Annotated in this window: 19 protein-coding genes; 11 read left to right on the top strand and 8 right to left on the bottom strand. The window is 72.7% G+C overall.

All coding sequences use genetic code 11. The features are described from left to right. Positions 1-101 precede the first annotated feature (101 nt). Positions 102-635: an RICIN domain-containing protein gene (locus AB0Q99_RS00790; RefSeq protein WP_363567051.1), complete on the top strand. Its 534-nt coding sequence runs from the start codon at positions 102-104 to the stop codon at positions 633-635. A 32-nt stretch (positions 636-667) separates the two neighbouring features. Here AB0Q99_RS00790 and AB0Q99_RS00785 read toward each other — a convergent pair whose 3' ends face one another. Further along, positions 668-1,318, bottom strand: coding sequence for a GNAT family N-acetyltransferase (locus AB0Q99_RS00785; protein ID WP_363567049.1), 651 nt, complete (start codon positions 1,316-1,318; stop codon positions 668-670). A 40-nt stretch (positions 1,319-1,358) separates the two neighbouring features. After that, positions 1,359-2,366 carry a non-homologous end-joining DNA ligase gene (gene ligD, locus AB0Q99_RS00780; RefSeq protein ID WP_363567047.1) on the bottom strand — a complete coding sequence of 336 codons (1,008 nt, stop codon included), beginning with the start codon at positions 2,364-2,366 and terminating at the stop codon, positions 1,359-1,361. 110 nt (positions 2,367-2,476) lie between these two features. Between ligD and AB0Q99_RS00775 the strand changes: the two genes are divergently transcribed. Continuing rightward, a complete protein-coding gene (locus AB0Q99_RS00775; protein WP_363567045.1) occupies positions 2,477-3,538 on the top strand; it encodes an ATP-dependent DNA ligase in 1,062 nt (353 codons plus the stop codon). A 64-nt stretch (positions 3,539-3,602) separates the two neighbouring features. Here AB0Q99_RS00775 and AB0Q99_RS00770 read toward each other — a convergent pair whose 3' ends face one another. Continuing rightward, complete coding sequence (locus AB0Q99_RS00770) at positions 3,603-5,006, bottom strand: serine hydrolase domain-containing protein (RefSeq protein WP_363567043.1); 1,404 nt, start codon at positions 5,004-5,006, stop codon at positions 3,603-3,605. A gap of 495 nt (positions 5,007-5,501) precedes the next feature. Between AB0Q99_RS00770 and tdh the strand changes: the two genes are divergently transcribed. Then, positions 5,502-6,530 carry an L-threonine 3-dehydrogenase gene (tdh, locus tag AB0Q99_RS00765; protein ID WP_363567041.1) on the top strand — a complete coding sequence of 343 codons (1,029 nt, stop codon included), beginning with the start codon at positions 5,502-5,504 and terminating at the stop codon, positions 6,528-6,530. Positions 6,531-6,560: 30 nt separating this feature from the next. Next, entirely contained in the window at positions 6,561-7,754 is a 1,194-nt protein-coding gene (locus AB0Q99_RS00760) for a glycine C-acetyltransferase (protein ID WP_363567039.1), read from the top strand. A 307-nt stretch (positions 7,755-8,061) separates the two neighbouring features. Here AB0Q99_RS00760 and AB0Q99_RS00755 read toward each other — a convergent pair whose 3' ends face one another. Beyond that, positions 8,062-9,681 carry a hypothetical protein gene (locus AB0Q99_RS00755; RefSeq protein WP_363567037.1) on the bottom strand — a complete coding sequence of 540 codons (1,620 nt, stop codon included), beginning with the start codon at positions 9,679-9,681 and terminating at the stop codon, positions 8,062-8,064. 181 nt (positions 9,682-9,862) lie between these two features. Then, positions 9,863-11,275 carry a hypothetical protein gene (locus AB0Q99_RS00750; RefSeq protein ID WP_363567035.1) on the bottom strand — a complete coding sequence of 471 codons (1,413 nt, stop codon included), beginning with the start codon at positions 11,273-11,275 and terminating at the stop codon, positions 9,863-9,865. A 285-nt stretch (positions 11,276-11,560) separates the two neighbouring features. Between AB0Q99_RS00750 and AB0Q99_RS00745 the strand changes: the two genes are divergently transcribed. The 4 genes from AB0Q99_RS00745 (at position 11,561) to AB0Q99_RS00730 (ending at position 16,396) form a co-directional block, all read left to right on the top strand. Further along, entirely contained in the window at positions 11,561-12,472 is a 912-nt protein-coding gene (locus tag AB0Q99_RS00745) for a LysR family transcriptional regulator (RefSeq protein ID WP_363567034.1), read from the top strand. Between the two features lie 178 nt (positions 12,473-12,650). After that, on the top strand, positions 12,651-13,604 hold the full coding sequence (locus AB0Q99_RS00740; RefSeq protein WP_363567032.1) for a Gfo/Idh/MocA family oxidoreductase: 954 nt from the start codon (positions 12,651-12,653) through the stop codon (positions 13,602-13,604). Positions 13,605-13,839: 235 nt separating this feature from the next. Further along, entirely contained in the window at positions 13,840-15,708 is a 1,869-nt protein-coding gene (locus tag AB0Q99_RS00735) for an endonuclease/exonuclease/phosphatase family protein (protein WP_363567030.1), read from the top strand. A 145-nt stretch (positions 15,709-15,853) separates the two neighbouring features. Beyond that, positions 15,854-16,396, top strand: a complete 543-nt coding sequence (locus AB0Q99_RS00730) for a GNAT family N-acetyltransferase (RefSeq protein ID WP_363567028.1) — start codon at positions 15,854-15,856, stop codon at positions 16,394-16,396. On the opposite strand, the gene AB0Q99_RS00725 is transcribed toward AB0Q99_RS00730, so the two are convergent. From AB0Q99_RS00725 to AB0Q99_RS00715, 3 genes are all read right to left on the bottom strand, one after another. Next, positions 16,393-18,822: an excinuclease ABC subunit UvrA gene (locus AB0Q99_RS00725; RefSeq protein WP_363567027.1), complete on the bottom strand. Its 2,430-nt coding sequence runs from the start codon at positions 18,820-18,822 to the stop codon at positions 16,393-16,395. The two genes, AB0Q99_RS00730 and AB0Q99_RS00725, sit on opposite strands and share 4 nt — an antisense overlap. Before the next feature lie 151 nt (positions 18,823-18,973). After that, positions 18,974-19,387 (bottom strand): VOC family protein, encoded by a 414-nt coding sequence (locus AB0Q99_RS00720; RefSeq protein WP_363567025.1) that lies wholly within the window; start codon positions 19,385-19,387, stop codon positions 18,974-18,976. Positions 19,388-19,604: 217 nt separating this feature from the next. Further along, positions 19,605-20,336 carry an SDR family NAD(P)-dependent oxidoreductase gene (locus tag AB0Q99_RS00715; protein ID WP_363567023.1) on the bottom strand — a complete coding sequence of 244 codons (732 nt, stop codon included), beginning with the start codon at positions 20,334-20,336 and terminating at the stop codon, positions 19,605-19,607. 95 nt (positions 20,337-20,431) lie between these two features. On the opposite strand from AB0Q99_RS00715, the gene AB0Q99_RS00710 reads away from it, so the two are divergent. From AB0Q99_RS00710 to AB0Q99_RS00700, 3 genes are all read left to right on the top strand, one after another. After that, positions 20,432-21,283 (top strand): LysR family transcriptional regulator, encoded by an 852-nt coding sequence (locus AB0Q99_RS00710; RefSeq protein ID WP_363567022.1) that lies wholly within the window; start codon positions 20,432-20,434, stop codon positions 21,281-21,283. A 196-nt stretch (positions 21,284-21,479) separates the two neighbouring features. Then, on the top strand, positions 21,480-22,085 hold the full coding sequence (locus AB0Q99_RS00705; protein ID WP_363567021.1) for a hypothetical protein: 606 nt from the start codon (positions 21,480-21,482) through the stop codon (positions 22,083-22,085). A gap of 380 nt (positions 22,086-22,465) precedes the next feature. Further along, complete coding sequence (locus AB0Q99_RS00700; protein WP_363567019.1) at positions 22,466-22,849, top strand: transposase; 384 nt, start codon at positions 22,466-22,468, stop codon at positions 22,847-22,849. Positions 22,850-22,865: the final 16 nt, after the last annotated feature.

Genomic DNA, 22,865 nt, shown 5'->3' with positions numbered 1-22,865 from the left:
GGGAGATCGACGGCTGTCGGCGCGCGGTTGACGCGCCGCACCGTCGGCCGGTTCGTGCCTCGGGCGGAGGCTCTGGAACCTGCCGATGGGAGAACGCTCTGATGAACCCCGTGCGTCGCACGCTCGTGCCGGCACTCGGTGCCGCGCTGCTGGTGGCCGTGGCCGCTCCGACAGCGAGCGCGGACTACTTCCCCCCGGGTTTCCCGAACGGCATTCCGCCGAAGGTGGCGATGCTGCGGAACGTGAACAGCGGCAAGTGCCTGGAGGTCGCGGACTGGCGTACGGACAACGGCGCCCCGGTCCGGCAGTGGGACTGCCACGGCGGGGCGAGCCAGGTGTGGAACTTCGTCTCCGGCACCCCCGGTACGTTCGTGAACGTGAACAGCGGCAAGTGCCTGGAGGTCGCGGACTGGCGCAGGGACAACGGCGCCCCGGTCCGGCAGTGGGACTGCCACGGCGGGGCGAGCCAGAACTGGGGGTGGGGCCGCAACAGCCCGACCGAGGGGTGGAAGATCTCCAACAACTTTCTCAAGGCACTGGAGATCGGTGGCTGGAGCACCGAGAACGGGGCTCCCGCGGACCAGTGGGACTTCCACGGCGGCGACAACCAGCGGTGGCAGACCATCGAGCGCTGAGCGCTGAGCGCTGAGCGCCGTCCCGGCGCGTCCTACGGCCGCCCCGTCACCAGCAGCGCCTCCGCGCCGACCGGGCGGTAGCCCGCGGCCTGGAAGGCGCGGACGCTGGGGGCGTTGCCGGGGGCCTGTTGGGCCCAGACGGTGTCGCCCGCCGGGAGCAGGTGGCGGGCGGCCGTGGCGAGGGCGCGGCCGAGGCCGCGGCCCCGGGCGTGCGGGTCGACCTCGATCGCGCACTCCCAGCGGCCGGCCACGCCGCGGCCGAGCACCAGCACGCCGCCGTCGGCCGTGAACACCCGGACGTCCTCGCGGTAGCGCAGCGCGCGGACCACCCGGGGGTGCTCGCGGTCCCGTTCCTCGGTGAGCGGCAGCGGCGGGGCCCCCGGCAGGCGGTCGGCGAGCGACAGCAGGTCGATGGTGTTGACGGTCCGCCCGGTGCGCGCTCCGAAGGCGGCCAGGAACGGCGGGCAGAGCGGCGCGGACAGCGGATCCCCCGGGTCGGCGGCCAGCGTCTCGTGCACCCAGGCCGGGTCCTCGTCGGTGAAGACGACCGCGTGGGCGGCGAAGGCCACCACCCCGGCCTCACGCGGGGACGGCTGCGGGACCACCGTCACCGAACCGTCCGGTGGCGGGAACGCCCCGCCCGCCGCGTCCGCCAGGATCCCGGCCAGTCCCCGTGTGCCCATCCGCCGCCCCCGTCCGTCGAGAGCGCCAGCCTACGCCGCCTCACTTCTTCCGGGCGCGGCTCGGCTGGACGCGGGTGGGTTCGCCCTCGGCCTTGGGGTGGTCGGGCGGGTAGGGCAGTTCGCCGAGGCCCTGGTCGTGGAGCTGCCGGTGGTAGAGCTCCAGCAGCCCTTCCAGGCGGAACGCCTGGCCGTCCATCTCGGCGTTGAGGTCGCCGAGTTCGGCGAAGCGGGCCGGGACGGTCCGCAGGTCGAAGTCCTCCGGGGAGGCGTCGTCGAGCTCCTCCCAGCGCAGCGGGGCGGAGGCGGTGGCACGAGGGCGGGCGCGCAGGGAGTAGGCGGAGGCGATGGTGCGGTCGCGGGCCATCTGGTTGTAGTCGACGAAGATCCGCTCGCCGCGTTCCTCCTTCCACCAGGCGGTGGTGACCCTGCCGGGCATCCGCTGCTCCAGCACCCGGCCGAGGGCGATCACCGCGTGCCGGCCGTCGGTGAAGGTCCACTCGGGCACGAGCGGCACGTACACGTGCAGGCCGCGCCCGCCGGAGGACTTGGGCCAGCCGCGCAGCCCGTGCTCCGCCAGCACGGCGCGCAGTTCGTGGGCGGCGCGGACGGCGTCGTGGAAGTCGGTGCCGGGCTGCGGGTCGAGGTCGATGCGCAGTTCGTCCACGTGGTCGGTGTCGGTGCGCCGGACCGGCCAGGGGTGGAAGGTGAGGCAGCCCAGGTTGGCGGCCCACAGGACGGCGGCGGGCTCGGTGGGGCAGATCTCGTCGGCGGAGCGGCCGCTGGGGAAGTCGATCCGGGCCGTGGGCAGCCAGTCCGGCAGGCCCTTGGGGGCGCGCTTCTGGTAGAAGAAGTCGCCGTCGACGCCGTCGGGGAAGCGCTGCAGCGTGGTCGGGCGGTCGCGCAGGCCGCGCAGGACCCCGTCGGCGACGGCCAGGTAGTAGCGGGCGACGTCCAGCTTGGTGAAGCCGCGCTCGGGGTAGTACACCTTGTCCGGGTTCGACAGCCGGACGGTGCGCCCGGCGACTTCCAGTTCGACGGCTGAGCCCATGCCCTTCACGCTAAGCGCGCGGGGCCCGGCGCGCGTCTCGAGCCCCGCCCGCCACCGCGCTCCACGCGCCCCGCGCGCGCCCCGGGGCGAAGCGGGCGAGGATCGGACGCATGGACCTGCCCGTGATGCCACCGGTGGCCCCGATGCTCGCCAAGTCGGTGGCCGAGATCCCGCCCGGCATGCAGTACGAGGCCAAGTGGGACGGCTTCCGCGCCATCGTGTTCCGCGACGGCGCCGAGGTGGAGCTCGGCAGCCGCACCGGCAAGCCGCTGACCAGGTACTTCCCCGAACTGGTCGAGGCCTTCCGGCGCGAGCTGCCGCCGCGCTGCGTGCTGGACGGCGAGGTGGTGATCGCCCGGGACGGGCGGCTGCGCTTCGAGGAACTGCTGGAGCGCATCCACCCCGCCGCGAGCCGGGTGAAGCTGCTCGCCGAGCGGACCCCGGCCTCCTTCGTCGCCTTCGACCTGCTCGCCCTCGGTGACGACTCCCTGCTGGACGAGCCGCTGTCGGTGCGCCGCCCGGCCCTGGAGGCGGCGCTCGCCGACGCCGCCGACCCGGTGTTCACGGCCCCCGCCGCCACCGACCGCGAGCTCGCGCGGACCTGGTTCGCCGAGTACGAGGGCGCCGGGCTGGACGGCGTGGTCGCCAAGCCGCTGGACCAGCCGTACCGGCCGGGGGAGCGGACCATGTACAAGATCAAGCACGAGCGCACCGCCGACTGCGTGGTGGCCGGCTACCGCGAGCACAAGAGCGGCCCGGTGGTCGGCTCCCTCCTGCTCGGCATCAACGACGCGGACGGGAGGCTGCAGCACGTCGGGGTCTGCGCCGCCTTCTCGATGGCCCGCCGCCGCCAACTCGCGGAGGAACTGGCCCCGTTGCGGATGGACGACCTCTCCCGGCACCCGTGGGGCAGCTGGGCGGACGAGGCCGCGCACGCCGAGGGCCGGCTGCCCGGCGCGGTCAGCCGCTGGACCGGCGGCAAGGACCTGTCCTGGATCGCGCTGCGCCCCGAGCGGGTGGTCGAGGTCGCGTACGACCACATGGAGGGCACCCGGTTCCGGCACACCGCGCAGTTCCGCCGCTGGCGGCCGGACCGCACCCCGGAGAGCTGCACCTACGAGCAGCTGGTGGAGCCGGTCTCGTACGACCTGGCCCGGGTGCTGGGGAAGTGACGGTGCGTCAAGGGCCCGAACCGGTCAGCCGGTTCGGGCCCGCGGCGGTGGTGTCGGGCGGGGCTCAAGCCCGCACGGTGGAGGTCGAGTTGCCCGCGGGGAGGGAGGGGGAGCCTGCCCCTGAGGCCGACCCCGAGCCTGAGGCCGACGCCGACCCCGAGCCCGACGCCGACCCCGAGCCCGGTGCCGACGGCGCGGCCGTCGCCGGCGGGAGCGAGTAGACGTTCCGCGGCGAGATGATCCTGGTGATCTCGTTCGCGAACACCGAGGACGGCTCGGAACCCTGGTACAGCACATCGGTGTTGAGCAGCATCACCAGCGTGCTCTGGGCCTGCGGCAGGTACACCGCCACGCTCTCGTAGCCCGGCATCGAGCCGTTGTGCCCGATCCACCCGTGGTTGTCGAACAGCCCGAAGCCGTAGGTGACGCCGGCGTCGCCGGTCGGCAGCGTCTTCAGGCGTTCGGCCTGGGTGGCGGGCGTGACCAGCGCGCCGGTGGCCATCGTCCTGGCCCAGCTCTCCAGGTCGGCGAGGGTGGTGATGACGGCGCCGGCGGTCCAGGCCCAGGAGGGGTTCCAGTTGGTGGCGTCCTCGATCGCCCCGGTGGGCGTCTGGTCGGTGTAGCCGTGGGCGTGCGGGTCGGGCATGGTCCCGTCGACCGGGAAGCTGGTCCGGGCGAGCGCGGCCGGGGTGAACACCTGGTCCTGGAGGAACGCGCCGGCCGTCTGCCCGCCGACCCGCTCGATCAGCTTGCCCAGGATGATGTAGTTGCTGTTGTTGTACTGGAACTGGGTGCCGGGCGGGAAGACCGCGGGGTGCTGGTAGCCGTAGGCGAGCAGCTGGTCCGGGGTGAACACCCGGTTCGGGTCGCTGATCAGCGCGTTCACGAAGTCCGGGTCGGAGCTGTACGGGAACAGGCCGCTGCGCATCTCGCCGAGCTGGCGGACGGTGATCGCGTCGCCGCCGGGCACGCCGTCGACGTACGCGGAGATCGGGGCGTCCAGGTTGACCTTGCCCTGGTCCACCAGCCGCAGCACGGCGGTCGCGGTGAAGGTCTTGGTCTCGCTGCCGATCCGGGAGTACAGCCCGGGGTCCATCGCCGCCCCGGTGGTCTTGTCGGCGATGCCGAAGGACTTCTGGTACGTCCCACCGGGCGTGATGATCCCGACCGAGATGCCGGGGACGGCGGTGCGGGCCAGCACCTGCTGGATCGTGGAGTCCAGCTGTGAGGTGACGGCCGGGGTGAGCGGCACCACCGCGCCCGGGGACACGCTCGCCGAGGTGGTGGGCGAGGGGCTGAGCGCGGCCGGCTCGGCGGCGACGGCCGGGTCGCCGGCCGGCCGGGCGGGCTTCGGGTCGCCGGAGCAGGCCGCGCCGGCGAGCAGCGCGGTCAGGGCCAGGGCGGCGGCGGCCGTGCGGGCGGTGCCCGAGCGGGCAGCGGCCGGTCGGGGCCGGCAGGTCTCGGTCATGGTGTGGACAGCGCCTCTCTGGGGCGGACGGCCCCGTGGCGGAGGGCCCCGCAGCCGCCGCTCCGCGGAGCCGGGGCGCCGCTCCACGGGGCCGAGGGGGAGCGCCGCCACCGTAAGCACCGCCGCCTCCCGGCCGCGCGCGGGTCGGCTCCCGGCTGATCCGAACGGGCCCACCGTCAGCCGGGTGCCCCAACCCCGCTGGCGGGGCGGTGTCAAGTACCCCGGGGCGTTCGCCGGTTGGTGTCGCGACGGCCGACCCGCGCTCGGCCGGACGAGTGAGCACCGGCACGCCGCACCCGCCGTCGGGCGCCGCTCGGGCACGATCGTTCAGCCCAGCTGTGGCCGCCCTTAAGAATTCCTCGATGGACCGCACCCGCTCCCACCAGGCAGATTGCTGCCTGCCCGGAGTTCGCCCGTCAGGAGCGGCCGAACCGGGCCACCTCGGCCTGCCCGACCCCCGAAGGCCGTCCCCCCGCACGTCAGGAGCCGTCGCCCGTGAAGGCACTCGTCAAGCAGCAGGCCGAGCCCGGCCTCTGGATGATCGACGTCCCGAAGCCCGAGATCGGCCCCGGCGAGGTGCTGATCAAGGTGCTGCGGACCGGCATCTGCGGCACCGACCTGCACATCCGCACGTGGGACGGCTGGGCCCAGCAGGCCATCAGGACCCCGCTGGTGCTCGGGCACGAGTTCGTCGGCGAGGTCGCCGAGATCGGCGCAGGCGTCGCGGACATCGCGATCGGCGACCTGGTCAGCGGCGAGGGCCACCTGGTCTGCGGCAAGTGCCGCAACTGCCAGGCCGGCCGCCGCCACCTGTGCCGCAACACCGTCGGCCTGGGCGTCAACCGCGACGGCGCCTTCGCCGAGTACGTGGCACTGCCCGCCTCCAACGTCTGGGTGCACCGGGTGCCGGTCGACCTGGACGTGGCCGCGATCTTCGACCCCTTCGGCAACGCCGTGCACACCGCGCTGTCCTTCCCGCTGGTCGGTGAGGACGTGCTGGTCACCGGTGCGGGCCCGATCGGCATCATGGCCGCCGCCGTCGCCAAGCACGCCGGCGCCCGCAACGTGATGATCACCGACGTCTCCCCGTACCGGCTCGACCTGGCCCGCGAGGTCGGCGTGACGCTGGCGCTCAACGTCGCCGAGCACACCATCGAGGAGGGCCAGCAGAAGCTCGGCCTGCGCGAGGGCTTCGACGTGGGCCTGGAGATGTCCGGCCGCCCCGAGGCGATGCAGTCGATGATCGCCAACATGACCCACGGCGGAAAGATCGCCATGCTCGGCCTGCCCGCCGAGCAGTTCCCGGTGGACTGGGCCTCGATCGTCACCTCGATGATCACCATCAAGGGCATCTACGGCCGCGAGATGTTCGAGACCTGGTACGCGATGTCCGTGCTGCTGGAGGGCGGCCTGGACCTCAGCCCGGTGATCACCGGCCGCTACCCCGCCACCGACTTCGAGGCCGCCTTCGAGGACGCCGCGAGCGGCAACTGCGGCAAGATCATCCTCGACTGGACCGCCTGAGCCACCCCGCCGACGCAAAAGGAGCCTGTCGTGTTCGACAACGTGCGCGCCGACATCGCCGCCACCCTCGAGGAGATCCGCGAGGCCGGCCTGTTCAAGCCCGAGCGGGTGATCGGGAGCCCGCAGAGCGCCGCGGTCACCGTCACCGGCGGCGGCAAGCCGGGAGAGGTGCTGAACTTCTGCGCCAACAACTACCTCGGCCTGGCCGACCACCCCGAGGTGCTGGCCGCGGCCAAGGACGCCCTGGACCGCTGGGGCTACGGGATGGCCTCGGTCCGCTTCATCTGCGGCACCCAGGACGTCCACAAGGAGCTGGAGGACCGTCTCTCGGCGTTCCTCGGCCAGGAGGACACGATCCTCTACTCCTCCTGCTTCGACGCCAACGGCGGCGTCTTCGAGACCCTGCTCGACGACCGCGACGCCGTCATCTCCGACGCGCTCAACCACGCGAGCATCATCGACGGCATCCGGCTCAGCAAGGCCCGCCGCCACCGCTACGCCAACCGCGACATGGCCGACCTGGAGAAGCAGCTCCAGGACACCCAGGACGCCCGCCGCCGCCTGATCGTCACCGACGGCGTCTTCTCGATGGACGGCTACGTCGCCCCGCTGCGGGAGATCTGCGACCTGGCCGACCGCTACGACGCCATGGTCATGGTGGACGACTCGCACGCCGTCGGCTTCGTCGGCCCGAACGGCCGCGGCACCCCCGAGCTGCACGGCGTGACCGACCGCGTGGACATCATCACCGGCACCCTCGGCAAGGCCCTCGGCGGTGCCTCCGGCGGCTACGTCGCCGCCCGCCGGGAGATCGTCGCCCTGCTGCGCCAGCGCTCCCGCCCGTACCTGTTCTCCAACTCGCTGGCCCCGGTGATCGCGGCCGCCTCGCTGAAGGTGCTCGACCTGGTCGAGCGGTCCAGCGAGCTGCGCGAGCGGCTGGCGGCCAACACGGCGCTGTTCCGCACGAAAATGACCGAGGCCGGGTTCGAGATCCTGCCCGGCGACCACCCGATCGCCCCGGTGATGATCGGCGACGCGGCCAAGGCCGGCAAGCTCGCCGAACTGCTGCTGGAGCGCGGCGTGTACGTGATCGGGTTCTCCTACCCGGTGGTCCCGCACGGCCAGGCCCGGATCCGGGTGCAGCTGTCCGCGGCGCACTCCACCGAGGACGTCGAGCGCGCCGTCGCGGCCTTCGTGGACGCGCGCGCCGCGCTGGGGGAGTAGCGCCCCCGTGGGGTGACGCGCTGCGGCGACGCCCCGCACCGATCGGGCCCGGCAGGGGCCCGCACCGACTGCCCGCGGGCCGGTCCGCTCGGAACCGGACCGGCCCGCGGGCTCATGAACCGCCGTGCGGCGGAGGCGCGTCGATGCCTCTCCGCCGCACGGCCCCCAACCACCTGCCCCACCCTCCCGCCGCGGGGGCGGGACGCCGGCCCGGCCGACGTCCCGCCCCCGTTCGCGGTTTCCGGGGGGCCGGCGGGTTGCCTGGGGTGCCGGGGTCGCAGGGGGCAGTCAACCCGGGGCGATCCGATCAGTCCTCGTCGTCCTGGCCCTGGCCCTGGCCCTGGCCCTGGTCGTCGCCGTCGCCGTCGCCGTCCCCGGGGCGGCCGGTGGTACGGGCGAAGACCTGGTAGCCGTCGCTCGCCGGGCCGTTGGTGCCGGCGACCAGGTTGCCGCTGGTCGAGCCGAACACCACGGCGTTCCCGTGGGCGTCCACGAAGGGGTCGACCGAGGAGCCGTTGCCGGAGGAGCCGTCCGGCGCGGTGGCGACCCGCTCGGTGCGGCCGGTGCGCAGGTCCTGGCGGTAGACGTCCCAGCCCGCGTGCTGCGGGCCGGCGACCAGGTTGTCGGCGGCGGAGGAGAAGTAGATCCAGCGGTTGTCGGCGGTGATGCTGCCGTGGTCGGAGGTGCCGACCGAGGTGGTGCCGGGCAGGCCGCCGCTGACCTTGGTCACGGTGCCCTTCTTGAGGTCCCGGACGTACAGCACCAGGTGGTACCGGTGACCGCTGGTGGACCCACCGGGCTCCGGCAGGGCGTAGACGGCGCGCCGCCCGTCCGGGCTGATCGTCGCGTCGAAGCTGGCGAAGCCGAGCTTGCCGTCGGCGTCGAGGCTCGCGGCGGAGGTCCGGCCGGACGCCACGTCGTAGGTGTAGTAGGCGCCGGTGGTCGGCCGGGCGAGGTTCGGCTGGGCCAGGCCCGCCCGGGCGTTGCGGGGCAGGGCGGAGGCGGTGCCCGGGGCCAGTTCGACATCGGCGGTCGCGGCTGCCGTACCGGGGGTCGCGTCCGCGGTGGCCGTGGCCGCGGCGGCGAGTGCGGGGGTCTGCTCGGCCGGCACCAGGTTGGACGCGAAGGAGGTGAAGCCGACGGTGCGGCCGTCCGCGCTGATGGTCGGGTTGAGGGACATGCTGTCGCCCGGCTTGCCGTCCACCCCGAGGGAGACCAGGCGGGTCTTCCCGGTCCAGCGGTCGGTGACGTAGATGTTGTAGTCCCAGGTGTAGGGCCTGGTGAGCGAGGGGTCCGTGCCCTGGAGGCCCGGAACGAGGTCGGTCCGGGAGGACACGAAGGCCACGTAGCGGCCGTTCGCGCTGATCGAGGGCGCGTAGGAGGCGTGGAACGTGTCCGCGTCGGTGCTGGTGAGCCCGCCGCTGACCAGCTCGGTGTGGCCGGTCCGGCGGTCGCGGACGTACACCTCGGTGCGTCCCTTCACCTGAAGGCCGGGCAGCACGTTGTCGGCGTCGCTCTCGAAGGCGACGTAGCGGCCGTCGGCGTTGATCGCGGCGTTCTCGGTGAAGCCGTTCAGGACGCTGCCGTCGTCGGCCAGGTTGACCCGCTCGCTGCGGCCGGTCCGCAGGTCGCGGACGTAGGCGTCGCGGCCGCTCTTCGCGGGCTGGGCCACCAGGTTCGTGGCCCACGAGGTGAACAGGGCGTAGTGGCCGTCCGCGCTGATCCCCTTGCTCCACGATTGGTTGTCCGGCACGGCGCCGTTCAGGCCGACGCTGACCTGGACGGTGCCGCGCGGCGCCGGGGCGGCCTGGGCCGGGACGGCGGTGGTGGCGAGCACGGCGGCGGACGCGAGGACGCTGCCGCCGCCGACCAGCCACCGGTTGCGGGTGGTACGGGCGGTGTGCGCGGTACGAGCGGTGCGGGTCATGGGCGTGGTCCTCCCCGGTGATCGCCCTCTGCGCCGGGCTCCCTCCCGACGACGGGCTCGGGGAGAGCCAATCGCCGGGAGGCGCGGTGGTCAACGGCACCGGGTGATCTCGGCGGAAAATACGTCGACAAACGTATGCCGAAAGGGAGTCAGGCCATCGAAAGCGGCAGATCAGGCCAATTCAGAGGCGGCGCCGGAAGACGTCCGCGTTCTTGTTGTCGTCGCTCGGGACGAGGTTGCCGTCGTCGGCGGTGAAGAGCAGCGTCGTGCCGAAGGCGTCGACCTTCGGGAAGTAGGACGCGGCGGTGCTCTGCGCGTCGTCCCGGGTGAGGGAGACGCGGTCGGTCCGGCCGGTCCGCGGGTCGTAGCGGAAGATGTCGGTCTGCTGGTTGGTGTCGTCCGGGACCAGGTCGTCGGCCTCGGAGGCGAAGAAGACCCGGTCGTCCAGCGACATCGTGCCGTCGAAGGAGGAGTTGATGTCGGTGGTGCCGGGCAGCGGCGTGCTGACCTTGGTGACCTTGCCGGTGGCCAGCTCGTGCAGGAAGACGTCCGTGTGCCGGCCGTGCGAGCCCGGGCTGCCGCCCGGCTGGAAGAGGGCGTAGACCGCGTAGCGGCCGGAGGGGCTGATCTCCCCGTCGGTGCCGCTGCCCCGCAACTGGCCGGCCTCGTCGAGACTGGCGCCGACGGTCCGGCCGGTGCGGGCGTCCCACACGTAGTAGGGGTAGGCGCGCAGCCCGGCCAGCCGGGCGCTCGCGCCGGTGGCGTCGGGGGTGCCGGCGGAGTCGGCCGCCGCAGCCGTGGCGGCGGGCGGGGTCTGGGCGGGCGGCAGCAGGTTGCCGGCCCAGGAGTTGAAGCCGATCCGGCTGCCATCCGCGCTGATCGTCGGACGGTAGGAGCTGTTGTCGGCGGGGCCGCCGTCGGCACCGGTGGAGACCACCCTGGTGGTGTGGGTCCAGCGGTCGGTGACGAAGATGTTGAACTTGCCGCGGCGGACGCCGGGGGCGAGGTCGGTGCGGTCGGAGGAGTAGGTCACGTAGCGGCCGTCCCAGCTGATCGCCGGGTTGTAGCCGGTGTACGGGCTCTGGTCGTCGCCCGCGCCGGAGGTGCCGTCGGCGGCCGTGATCAGCTCGGTGCGGCCGGTCCACAGGTCCCGGACGTAGATGTCGTTGGCGTGCTTCGGCAGTGCGGGCAGCAGGTTGGTCGCGCGGGTGCCGAACACGACGTACCGGCCGTCGCCGCTGATCGCCGCATCGCCGGTGCCCGCGTTCAGCGAGGCGCCGTCGTCGGCGACGCTGACCCGCTGGAGGTGCCCGTTGCGCAGGTCGCGGACGTAGATGTCGCCCCCGGCGCCGGCACCGCCGGGCAGCAGGTTCGTCGCCGAGGACGAGAACAGGGCCAGGCGGCCGTCGCCGCTCAGGCCGAGCGCGAAGGACTCGCGGTCGAGCCCCTCGCCCTTCGGCCCCTCGCTGACCCGGGCGGTGTCGCCCTTGGGCGGCCGGGCCTCGGCGGCGGGCATCGCGGCGCCGACGGCGGTGACGGCGGCCAGGACGCAGGTCGTACGGGCCAGTCGGCGGCGGGTGCGTGCGGTGGTCATCGATCATCCTCCCCAGACGACGGTGCCGGGCCCGCTCGACCCCCGCGGCCCGGTCGGTCACGAGCCAAGCGCCGTCCGGGCCGGTGGTCAACGAACGGGAGCGGTCTTGTCCGGAAATACGCCACTGGTGGTACCGCCGTCCGGAAGCGCGGTCCCCGTCCCGTCCGCTCCGTCCGCTCCGTCCGGTCCGTTCGGTCCGTTCGGTCCGCTGCGCCGGCTCCGTCCCCTTCACCCCGTCCCCGTCACTCCGTCCGGTTCGCTCCGCCGCGCTGGCAGAATTGGCCTGTGATCGACGCACGACGGCTGCGGACCCTGCGGGCCGTGGCGGACCACCGCACCGTGACCGCCGCGGCGGCCGCCCTCTACCTGACCCCCTCCGCGGTCTCCCAGCAGCTGGCCGCCCTGGAGCAGGAGACCGGGCACCACCTGCTCGCCCGCGAGGGTCGGGGCGTGCGGCTGACCGCCGCCGGGGAGATCCTGCTCGGCCACGCCGACGTCGTGCTCGCCCAGCTGGAACGCGCCGAGGCCGACCTCGCCGCCTACAGTGCGGGCGTCTCCGGCGAGGTCACCGTGGCCTCCTTCGCCACCGGCATCGGGCTGGTGCTCGCCCCCGCCATCGGCCTGCTCGGCGAACGCGCGCCGGGGGTGCGGCTCAAGGTGCTGGACGCCGAGGGCGACGCCAGCCTGCCGATGGTCCTGGACGGCCGGGCCGACCTCGCGGTGGCCGTCGAGTACCGCGGCGCCCCGCGGGCCGACGACGCCCGGCTGACCCGGGTGCCGCTGTACGCCGAGCCCTTCGAAGCCGTCCTCCCGCTCGGCCACCGGCTGGCCGGCGAGGCGGGCCCGCTCGACGTGGCCGCGCTGGCGGACGAGCCCTGGATCGGCCCCTACCCGGGCAACCCCTGCCACGACGTGGTGCTGCTGGCCTGCGAGCACGCCGGGTTCCAGCCCCGGTTGCTGCACTCCTCCGACGACTTCCGCGCCGTCGTGGCCCTGGCCTCGGCGGGCGCCGGGGTCGCCCTGGTGCCGCGCTCGGCGCTGCGCGGCGTCGACCTCGGGCACGTCGCCGTCCGCCCGGTGGACAGCGAGCTCGCCACCCGCCGGGTCTTCGCCGCCGTCCGGGCCGGCGCCGACGGCCACCCGCTGATCCGCCCGGTCCTCGACGCCCTCGCCGAGGCGGCCGCCACGAGCGCGTAGCGCGCCGGAACGTCCGGAAGGAGCCGCGCGGCCACGTGGTGAGCGGCGGCCGGAGGTCCCTCGGGCAGCCTCTCCCGGCCGCCTGCGCTGCCGGACGCATAGGGTGGGACCGTTGATCGTCCGTATGGTCGTACGTGTCTGTACGGCCAGGACCTCCCGACTCGTCCCAAGGGGCCCCATGAGCGAGACCGCTGCTGCCGACCACCCGCTCCCCGTCGGGGTGATCGGGCTCGGTGACATCGCGCAGAAGGCGTATCTGCCGGTGCTGGGCACGTTGCCGGGGTTGGACGTGCGGCTGATGACCCGGGACCGGGTGAAGCTGGACCGGATCGGCGAGGCGTACCGGGTCCCGGCGGAGCAGCGGTTCACCGATCTCGGGGAGTTGATCGGGAGCGGGATCCGGGCGGCGTTCGTGCATGCCGCCACCGCTCAGCACGTGCCGATCGTGGAGCAGTTGCTGACGGCGGGCATCGACGTGTACGTGGACAAGCCGCTCGACTACACCGTGGACGGGGCCCGTCGGCTGGTCGACCTGGCCGACCGGACGGGCCGTTCGTTGATGGTGGGCTTCAACCGGCGGTACGCGCCCGGCTACGTCCAGGCGAAGGAGCGCCCGCGCGATCTGATCGTGCTGCAGAAGAACCGGGAGGGTCTGCCCGAGGCCGCCCGCACCCTGGTCTACGACGACTTCATCCACGTCGTCGACCTGCTCCGGTTCCTGGCTCCCGGCGAGATCGAGCACGTGGACGTCCGCTCGCGGGTGCGCGACGGGCTGGTCGAGCACGTGGTGCTCACCCTCGGCGGGCAGGGGTTCACGGCGCTGGGCATCATGAACCGGCTGTCCGGCTCGACGGAGGAGGTGCTGGAGGTCTCCGGCGGCGACTCCAAGCGGGAGGTGCACAACCTGGCCGAGGTCATCGACCACCGCGGCCAGCCGACCGTCCGCCGTCGTGGCGACTGGGTGCCGGTCGCCCGTCAGCGCGGCATCGAGCAGTGCGTGCTCGCGTTCCTGGACGCCGTCCGCACCGGCAAGACCCTCGACGCGCACGACGCGCTGCGCACCCACGAGCTGTGCGAGCTGGTCGTGGAGCGGATCGAGGCTTCCTGGGAGTCCGCTGGGAGCGGGCTGTGAGCAGGCCGTGAGCAGGGCGGGCTGACTGGCGGTCAAGTCACCTGGGCGGAACCGACAGTTCACTGACGAGGTCTTGTCGGGGCATTTTCTACGCGCGTATCTTGAGGGGCGCCGCGGGGGGCGGGCGTCCGTCCCCTGCTTTCTCTACGCGAGTAGCGCGCGCACGAAGCGCGCCTCCGCCCGGACCGCCGTGCCACGACCCGTGCCGCACGACGGAGCTAGGAGTCCTGCCCCGGTGACCACCGCCCCCGCACCCCGTTCGCGCGGAACCCTGCTGCGCGCCGCCCTGATCCCGGCCGCGCTGGCCGCCTCGCTGGTGCTCGTCCCGCTCCCGGTGGCCAACGCCGCCGGCGCCGCCACCCCCGCCCCGACCGAGGCCGGCCCGCTGCGGATCCACGACGTCCAGGGCACCACCCGGATATCCCCGCAGACCGGCAAGCCCGTCACCGGCGTGCCCGGCATCGTCACCGGCGTGCGCGCGTACGGCAGTTCCAAGGGCTTCTGGATGCAGGACCCGAACCCGGACGCCGACCCGGCCACCAGCGAGGGCGTCTTCGTCTTCACCGGCGGCAACCCGACCGTCAAGGTGGGCGACTCGGTGCTGGTCAGCGGCAAGGTGACCGAGTACTACCCGAACTTCTCCGGCGGCTCGCAGTCCGTCACCGAGATCTCCGCCCCGGGCGTCACGGTCGTCTCCTCCGGCAACCCGCTGCCCGCCCCGGTCGTCGTGGACACCCGCAACATCCCCGGCACCTACGCCCCGGCCGCCGGTGCGGACGGCACCATCGACGGTGGGAAGCTCGACCCGGAGAAGTACGCCCTGGACTTCTACGAGTCCCTGGAGGGCATGCTCGTCCAGGTCAAGGACGTCCGGGTGATCCAGGCGACCGACAAGTACAACGAGCTGTGGGTCGCCGCCGACAGCCAGGACCAGCGCAGCCGCCGCGGCGGTGTGCTGTACGAGTCCTACCGCGAGCCCAACGTCGGCCGCCTGATGATCCAGCAGCAGGCGCCGGTGTCCCAGCAGCCCTTCCCGGTGGCCAACGTCGGCGACGAGCTGACCGGCGTCACCACCGGCCCGCTGGACTACAACAACTTCGGCGGCTACACGCTCGTCGCGGGCACCGTGGGCACCCTGAAGGACAACCACCTCCAGCGCGAGGTCACCGCCCAGCCGGGCGACCGCGAACTCACCCTCGCCACCTACAACGTGGAGAACCTGGCGCCGAACAACCCGGACGCCAAGTTCGCCCAGCTCGCCCAGGGCATCGTCACCAACCTGCGCTCGCCCGACGTCGTCGCCCTGGAGGAGATCCAGGACGACAACGGCTCCAAGAACGACGGCACGGTGGGCGCGAGCCAGACCGTCGCTAAGTTCGTCGCCGCGATCAAGGCGGCCGGCGGCCCGGCCTACGACTGGCGCTCGATCGACCCGCAGGACGGCAAGGACGGCGGCGAGCCCGGCGGCAACATCCGCCAGGTCTTCCTGTTCAACCCGCAGCGGGTCTCCTTCACCGACATCGCGGGCGGCGACGCCACCACCGCCGTCGGCGTCACCGGCACCGGCGCCGCCACCGCGCTGACCGCCTCGCCCGGCCGGATCGAGCCGAACGACGAGGCGTGGACCAACAGCCGCAAGCCGCTGGTCGGCCAGTTCGTCTTCCGCGGCCAGAAGGTCTTCGTGATCGCCAACCACTTCAACAGCAAGGGCGGTGACCAGGGCATCGACAGCCGGTTCCAGCAGCCGACCCGCAGCTCAGAGGTGCAGCGGGTCAAGCAGGCCACCGTCGAGCAGGCCTTCGTCGCGCGGCTGCTGGCCGCCGACAAGCAGGCCCGCGTGGTCTCGCTCGGCGACTTCAACGACTACCAGTTCTCGCCCGCGCTGGCCGCGCTCACCAAGGGCGGCGTGCTGCGCGACCTGGTGAACGAGCTGCCGGAGACCGAGCAGTACTCCTACGTCTACCAGGGCAACTCCCAGGTGCTGGACCACATCCTGGTCAGCCCCGAGGTCGGCTACGCCAAGTACGACGTGGTGCACATCAACTCCGAGTTCGCCCAGCAGGCGAGCGACCACGACCCGCAGGTGGTTCGCATCAAGCCGTGACGCCGGTCCGCACCGAGTCGTGACGCCGGTCCGCCCCGGCCCCTGACCCGGGCTCCGGTTATCCTGCCTCCGTCACCGGTGATCACCGGTGACGGAGGCGGTGCCGTGCCGATGTGGACCGACGCGCGGTGCGGCAGAGGTGGACGTGGCGGGGTCGAACGTGGCGGCGGAGAACGTGCGGTACCGGATCGAGCGGATCGGCCGCGAGGACTGGCAGCGCCTGCGGAAGGTGCGCCTCGCCCAACTCCTCGACACCCCGATGGCGTTCGGCGAGACCCACGAGGACGCGCGGCACCAGGGCGAGGGCACCTGGCGGGCCCGGACGAACTGGGTCAACGAGCCCGACAAGGTCGGCCTGGTCGCGGTGGACGCCGAGGGGGAGTGGGTCGGCACCATGCTGTCGGCCGCCCACAGGGAGCAGGCCGGCGCCGTCGACCTGATCGGCGTCTGGGTGGACCCGGCGCACCGCGGCCGCGAGCGCGGCGTCGCGGACGCCATGCTGGACGCGGCCCTCGCCTGGGCGCGCGGGCGGGGCGCCGAGCGGATGCTGCTCGGGGTGCACGAGGCGAACCCCCGCGCCGCCGCCTTCTACCTGCGGCGCGGGTTCGCGTACACCGGGGGCGAGACGCCGTACGTGCTGGACGCCTCGGCGCGGATCCTGGAGATGTCCCTTCCGCTGGAGCCCTAACCGACGTACTCCGCCAGGGCCTCGCCGGTCGGCGTGGAACGGGCGGCGACCAGCTCGGCCGGGGTGCCCTCGAAGACCACCCGGCCGCCGTCGTGGCCGGCGCCCGGGCCGAGGTCGATGATCCAGTCGGCGTGCGCCATGACCGCCGGGTGGTGCTCGATCACGATGACGGACTTGCCGGACTCGACCAGCCGGTCCAGCAGCCCGAGCAGCTGCTCGACGTCGGCCAGGTGCAGGCCGGTGGTCGGCTCGTCCAGGACGTAGACGCCGCCCCGGTCCGCCATGTGGGTGGCCAGCTTGAGCCGCTGCCGTTCGCCGCCGGAGAGCGTGGTGAGCGGCTGGCCGAGGCTGACGTAGCCGAGCCCGACGTCCGCCAGCCGCGCCAGGATCCGGTGGGCGGCGGGCAGCGCGGCCTCGCCCGAGCCGAAGAACCGTTCGGCCTCGGTCACCGGCATCGCCAGGACCTCGGCGATGTCCCGGCCGCCGAGCCGGTACTCCAGCACGGCGGGCTGGTAGCGCTTGCCCTCGCAGTCCTCGCAGGTGGTGGCCACCCCGGCCATCATCGCCAGGTCGGTGTAGACCACCCCGGCGCCGTTGCAGGTCGGGCAGGCGCCCTCGGAGTTGGCGCTGAACAGGGCCGGCTTGACGCCGTTGGCCTTGGCGAAGGCCTTGCGGACCGGTTCGAGCAGCCCGGTGTAGGTGGCCGGGTTACTGCGCCGCGAACCCTTGATCGCGCCCTGGTCGACCGAGACCACGCCCTCGCCGGCCGGAATCGAGCCGTGGATCAGCGAGCTCTTGCCGGAGCCGGCCACCCCGGTCACCACCGTGAGCACCCCGAGCGGGACGTCCACGTCCACGTCCCGCAGGTTGTGGGTGTTCGCGCCCCGGATCTCCAGCTGCCCGGTGGGCTTGCGCACGTTCTCCCGCAGCGGCGCCCGGTCGGCCAGGTGGCGGCCGGTGACGGTGCCGGCGGCCCGCAGCCCGTCGACGCCGCCCTCGTAACAGACCGAGCCGCCCGCCGCGCCGGCGCCGGGGCCGAGGTCGACCACGTGGTCGGCGATCGCGATGGTCTGCGGCTTGTGCTCGACCACCAGCACGGTGTTGCCCTTGTCCCGCAGGCGCAGCAGCAGCCGGTTCATCCGGTCGATGTCGTGCGGGTGCAGGCCGGTGGTGGGCTCGTCGAAGACGTACGTGGTGTCGGTGAGCGAGGAGCCGAGGTGGCGGATCATCTTGACCCGCTGGGCCTCGCCGCCGGAGAGGGTGCCGGACGGGCGGTCCAGCGAGAGGTAGCCGAGGCCGATCTCCACGAAGGAGTCGAGGGTCTCCCGCAGGGTGGTGAGCAGCGGCGCCACCGAGGGCTCGTCCAGTCCGCGGACCCAGGCGGCGAGGTCGCTGATCTGCATCGCGCAGGCGTCGGCGATGCCGATCCCGGCGATCTTGGAGGAGCGGGCGGCGGCGCTGAGCCGGGTGCCCTCGCAGTCGGGGCAGGCGGTGAAGGTGACGGCACGCTCGACGAAGGCGCGGATGTGCGGCTGCAGGGCGTCCTTGTCCTTGGACAGCATCGACTTCTGGATCTTGGGGATCAGGCCCTCGTAGGTGAGGTTGACGCCGTTGACCTTGACCTTGGTCGGCTCCCGGTACAGGAAGTCCTGCAGCTCCTTCTTCGTGAACCTGCGGATCGGCTTGTCCGGGTCGAGGAAGCCCGAGTTGGCGTAGACGCCGACCGTCCACCAGCTGTCGACCTTCCAGCCGGGGATGGTGATCGCGCCCTCGGAGATCGACTTGCTGTCGTCGTACAGCTGGGTGAGGTCGATGTCGGAGACGCTGCCCCGGCCCTCGCAGCGCGGGCACATGCCGCCGGTGATGCTGAAGCTGCGCCGCTCCTTGACGGTCTTGCCGGCGCGTTCGACGGTGACCGCGCCCGCGCCGCTGATCGAGGGGACGTTGAAGGAGAAGGCCTTGGGCGAGCCGATGTGCGGGGTGCCGAGGCGGCTGAAGAGGATGCGCAGCATCGCGTTGGCGTCGGTGGCGGTGCCGACGGTGGAGCGCGGGTCGGCGCCCATCCGCTGCTGGTCGACGATGATCGCGGTGGTCAGGCCCTCCAGGACGTCCACCTCGGGGCGGGCCAGGGTGGGCATGAAGCCCTGGACGAAGGCGCTGTAGGTCTCGTTGATCAGCCGCTGGGACTCGGCGGCGATGGTGTCGAAGACCAGCGAGCTCTTGCCCGAACCGGACACGCCGGTGAAGACCGTCAGCCGGCGCTTGGGGAGGTCGACGCTGACGTCCTTGAGGTTGTTCTCGCGCGCGCCGTGGACCCGGATCAGGTCGTGGCTGTCGGCGGGGTGCGGCGCGGCGGAGGGCGCGGGGTGCGGCGCGGGCTGCGGTGCGGGGTCCGGCACGGGCTGCGCGTCCGTCCTCTTGGGCATGGTCGTCGTCTCTCCCTGTCGATCGGGCGGGCCCGACCCCGCGGTCACGGTCGGCGGTGATCCCCTCGATCCAACCAGAATCGGGGGAGCCGGTCCGGCCGGTCCGCGGGGCGGGGCCCTCATGCGGCGGCTCGGTGGTGCGGCGGGCGGTTCAGCGGACCTCGTTGAAGCGGATCAGGTTGCCCGCCGGGTCGCGGAAGGCGCAGTCGCGCGCGCCCCACTGCTGCTCGGCCGGCTCCTGCACCAGCTCGGCGCCGCCGGACTTCAGCCGGTCGAAGAGGCCGTCCAGGTCGGCGGTGCCCAGGACCAGCCGGGCGTAGGTGCCCTTGGCCATCATCTCGGTGATGGTCTTGCGCTCGTCCTCGGTCACGCCCGGGTCGATGGCCGGCGGCTCCAGCACGAGGGAGACCCCCGGCTGGTCGGCGGGGCCGACGGTGATCCAGCGCATCGCGCCGCCGCCGACGTCGTTGCGGACCTCGAAGCCGAGCAGATCGCGGTAGAAGGCGAGGGAGGCCTCGGGGTCGGTGTGCGGGAGGAAGGTCCAGTGAATGGTGATGTCGCTCATGGCCACAACGCTAGGCGGGGCCCCGGGCGGGGTGCTTCTCCGATCCTGATCGGTCCGCCGGTGTGACCGGAAGCCGCAGTTGGCGGGTGGGTTCGAGCTGTGCCCCAAGCACCGGAGCGTCGGCCGGGGCGGCCGAAGCAGTCGATGAACCTGTGCGAGGCGCGCGGGCGAAGCGGCCTCACCCTGGTGGCCGCGCGGGTGAGGACCGCCGCGCACGTCACCAGGGCACGACGCCGGCGTCGTCGAAGAACTGGCCGGTCGGGCCGCCGTCGGGCAGGGTCGCGAGTGTGATGGCGATCGCCGCGCCCTGTTCGGGGGTGCGCACGCCGCGGAAGCCGTTGAGGTCGGTCGCGACGTAGCCGGGGCAGCCGGCGTTGATCAGGATGTTCGTGCCGCTCAGCTCCCGGGCGTACTGGAGGGTGACGGCGTTCAGGAACGTCTTCGACGGCGAGTACGCCACGGCCACCGGACCTGTGGTCAGCTCACCAGCGGTCCCTGACTGCCGGGTGAGGGAGCCGACACTGCTGGACATGTTCACGATCCGCGGTGAGGCGGAGCGGCGCAGCAGCGGCATCATCGCGTTGGTGACGCGGATGACGCCGATGACGTTGGTCTCCACGACCGTGCGGATGGTGGCGGGGTCGACGCGGGTGGGCTCCTGGGGCATGCGGCCTGTGATGGCGGCGTTGTTGACGAGCACGTCGAGGCGCCCGGCCCGATCCTCGATCAGCCGTGCGGCGGCTGTCGCGCTCGCGTCGTCGGTCACGTCCAGCGGTACGCCGAACGCGTCGACGCCGGCCGCGCGCAGTTTCTCCACCGCGGCCTTGCGGCGCTGATCGTCGCGGGCGCCGACGCCGACGCTCCAGCCGAGGGCGCCCAGGCCTGCGGCGATCTCGTAGCCGATTCCCTTGTTCGCGCCGGTGACCAGCGCAATCGTTCGTTCGCTCATGGGGACCATGCTGCTCTCGGGCCCCGGCGGGGGTCCAAGACCGATCGGGTGGGCAACGATACCTTCCAGGTATCGATCCGGAGTACCGTGGCCGGATGGAGACCAGGGAACTGCGCTACTTCGTCGCTGTCGCCGAAGAGTTGCACTTCGGGCGCGCCGCGCAGCGGCTCGGGATCGCACAGCCGCCGCTGTCACGGGCGATCCAGCAGCTCGAACGCCGGCTCGGGGCAGCGCTGCTGGATCGGACCAGCCGCACCGTCACGCTGACCGAAGCCGGCTCGGTGCTGCTGGTCGAGGGCCGGGCGGCCCTCGACGCGGTCGAAGCGGCCGAGCGCCGGACCCGCCGCGCCGCCCTTCCCCCGACCGGCCGTCCCGGCCTGGTCCTGGTCACGAAGGCCAGCGCGTCCCGCGAACTGCTGGCGGAACTGCTGGACGCGTACGCCGCCGAACCCGGCGCGGTCCCCGTCGACGTCATCCTGTGCGGCCCGGCCGAGCAGGAACGACTTCTGCGCGAGGGCCGGGCCGACGTGGCGCTACTGCACCGGCCGTTCGACTCGACGGCCGGGTTCCACACCGAGGAACTCGGCACGGAGGGCCAGGTCGTGGTCCTGCCGGCCGGGCATCCGCTCACCGTCCGGGCCCATGTGCACATGGCCGACATCACCGGGCTGCCCGGCCTGCCCCTGCCACGCTGGCCCGACCCGGACGGCACCTACCCGCCCGGCCCCGGCCCGCAGGTCCGCGACCACGCGCAGTTGTTGCAGCTCGTCGCGCTCGGCCGTGCTTGCGCGGTCTCACCGGAGTCGTGCCGAGCCCAACTGCACGGTGACCTCGCCGCCGTGCCCGTGCTGGACGCGCCGGACGTCACCACCGTGATCGCCTGGCCGCCGCACAGTCGGTCCAGAGCCGTCGCCGACCTTGTCCGGACTGCGACCCGGCTCCGGTAGTTCCATACGCCCGGCCAGGTTCCACCTGTCGTGTCCCGGCTCGACCGTTGCGACTCAGCCGGCTACTTGTCGCCAACGGTGCTACTCGACGTGCGGTTTCTCGGTCGGGTCAGCACGACATCTGGCGCTGGATCAGCGAGACGTCTGACGACTGGTGATCACCGGGGGGGCAGGTCCTGGCACGGCAGTGGCCGCGGTGGCGGAGGAGGCAACCGCGGCAGTGATGTCCGCCATCGCTGGCAGGATGCCGGGCATGGTGAGATCACTGCGCATCGAGGGCTTCTCCGCGCCCGGCAAGCCGGTCACCACTCCAGCCACCAAGTTCGGCGGCCGGCCCGTGTGGCTGACAGGCCCGCAGTGGCCGATCAGCGCGGCATGGAACCGGCCGATGCGGTTCGTCGCCCAGATCGAGTTGGGCCCGGTACTCGGAGCGGCCAGCCAGGGGAAGATGGCCTACGTCTTCGTGACTCACGCCGATCACGAAGAGGACGACTTCTTCGACCCCGACGTCATCGACCCCGACGGGGGCGAGAACGCGGTCATCGTGCAGCCGGGTGGGGACTACACCGGCCCGCTGCGCCCGCTGGCGACCGGACCCGGACTCTACGGCCGCGAGGGGGCGGCGGTGGAGTTCACCGTCAACCTCCGCCCGGTCGACGAGCCCGATTCCATGACGGATGAGGAACTCGAAGCCCTGCCCTCTGCCGACCGGGACCGCTACGTCGAGCGGATCGACGGCGACAAGATCGGCGGAACACCGCTGTTCTTCCAAGGCGAGGATTGGCCGGACGGCGGCCCCTGACGGCTGCTGCTGCAGCTGGACTCGAACTGGGTGCCGTTCCACCTCAACCTCGGCGCGTCGCCGAGGGTGTTCGCCTTCGTGTCCGAGGACGGCGCCCAGGGCAGGCTGCTCGTCCAGGACTCCTGAGCACACGGCCGCCAACCATCGCTGACAGTCACAGCTGTGACCGGACACGCTAGTTGGCGAGACACTAAGCGGTTTGGCCCCGTCGTTGGATGAGTGAGACAGGATTGTTGGCGGATCTCGGACACGATAGTTGGCGAGCCTTGGGGGAGCGGTTACTGAGAGTGGCGTCTGGAGGCCCTCTCTGTCAGCCTTGGGTGAGACGTCCCGCTTTGTCGGGGTAGCCTGAGAGGGCCCGAGTAGGAGTTCCACCCCTGATGACCAGCACCAATCCGCCTGCAGCTGACCCGGCTCCCAGGCCGAAGCGCCGCACGTTCAGTCCCGAGTACAAGCTGCGGATCGTCGCCGAGTACGACGCCGCGCCCGAGGGGGAAAGGGGTGCGGTCCTGCGCCGCGAGCGCCTGTACCACTCCCACGTCACCGAATGGCGGGCCGCACGCGATGCCGGGGCCCTGGAGAACCTGGCCGACCGCCGCACGAGCCCGGCCCGCCCGAAGAAGTCCGCCGCTGAGGCCGAGAACGAGAAACTGCGCCGGCAGGTGGAACGGCTGGAGAAGGAACTCGCCCGGAACAAGGCCGCGTTGGAGGTCCTGGGAAAAGCATCCGCGCTCTTGGAAATGATCTCCGAGAGCGCGGACTGAGGCACGCCGCCGACCC

It is taken from the genome of Kitasatospora sp. NPDC086791, from assembly GCF_040685975.1.
Taxonomy (GTDB): domain Bacteria; phylum Actinomycetota; class Actinomycetes; order Streptomycetales; family Streptomycetaceae; genus Kitasatospora.
This window is presented reverse-complemented; position numbering and strand designations above follow the sequence as displayed.

Excerpts from the sequence above, each read along its gene's own strand:
- AB0Q99_RS00755 (WP_363567037.1), bottom strand. The coding sequence starts at position 9,681 with ATGACCCGCACCGCTCGTACCGCGCACACCGCCCGTACCACCCGCAAC.
- AB0Q99_RS00770 (WP_363567043.1), bottom strand. The coding sequence starts at position 5,006 with ATGACCGAGACCTGCCGGCCCCGACCGGCCGCTGCCCGCTCGGGCACC.
- AB0Q99_RS00710 (WP_363567022.1), top strand. The coding sequence starts at position 20,432 with ATGGAGACCAGGGAACTGCGCTACTTCGTCGCTGTCGCCGAAGAGTTG.
- AB0Q99_RS00725 (WP_363567027.1), bottom strand. The coding sequence starts at position 18,822 with ATGCCCAAGAGGACGGACGCGCAGCCCGTGCCGGACCCCGCACCGCAG.
- AB0Q99_RS00775 (WP_363567045.1), top strand. The coding sequence starts at position 2,477 with ATGGACCTGCCCGTGATGCCACCGGTGGCCCCGATGCTCGCCAAGTCG.
- AB0Q99_RS00715 (WP_363567023.1), bottom strand. The coding sequence starts at position 20,336 with ATGAGCGAACGAACGATTGCGCTGGTCACCGGCGCGAACAAGGGAATC.
- ligD (WP_363567047.1), bottom strand. The coding sequence starts at position 2,366 with ATGGGCTCAGCCGTCGAACTGGAAGTCGCCGGGCGCACCGTCCGGCTG.
- AB0Q99_RS00720 (WP_363567025.1), bottom strand. The coding sequence starts at position 19,387 with ATGAGCGACATCACCATTCACTGGACCTTCCTCCCGCACACCGACCCC.
- AB0Q99_RS00740 (WP_363567032.1), top strand. The coding sequence starts at position 12,651 with ATGAGCGAGACCGCTGCTGCCGACCACCCGCTCCCCGTCGGGGTGATC.
- AB0Q99_RS00790 (WP_363567051.1), top strand. The coding sequence starts at position 102 with ATGAACCCCGTGCGTCGCACGCTCGTGCCGGCACTCGGTGCCGCGCTG.
- AB0Q99_RS00750 (WP_363567035.1), bottom strand. The coding sequence starts at position 11,275 with ATGACCACCGCACGCACCCGCCGCCGACTGGCCCGTACGACCTGCGTC.
- AB0Q99_RS00700 (WP_363567019.1), top strand. The coding sequence starts at position 22,466 with ATGACCAGCACCAATCCGCCTGCAGCTGACCCGGCTCCCAGGCCGAAG.
- AB0Q99_RS00785 (WP_363567049.1), bottom strand. The coding sequence starts at position 1,318 with ATGGGCACACGGGGACTGGCCGGGATCCTGGCGGACGCGGCGGGCGGG.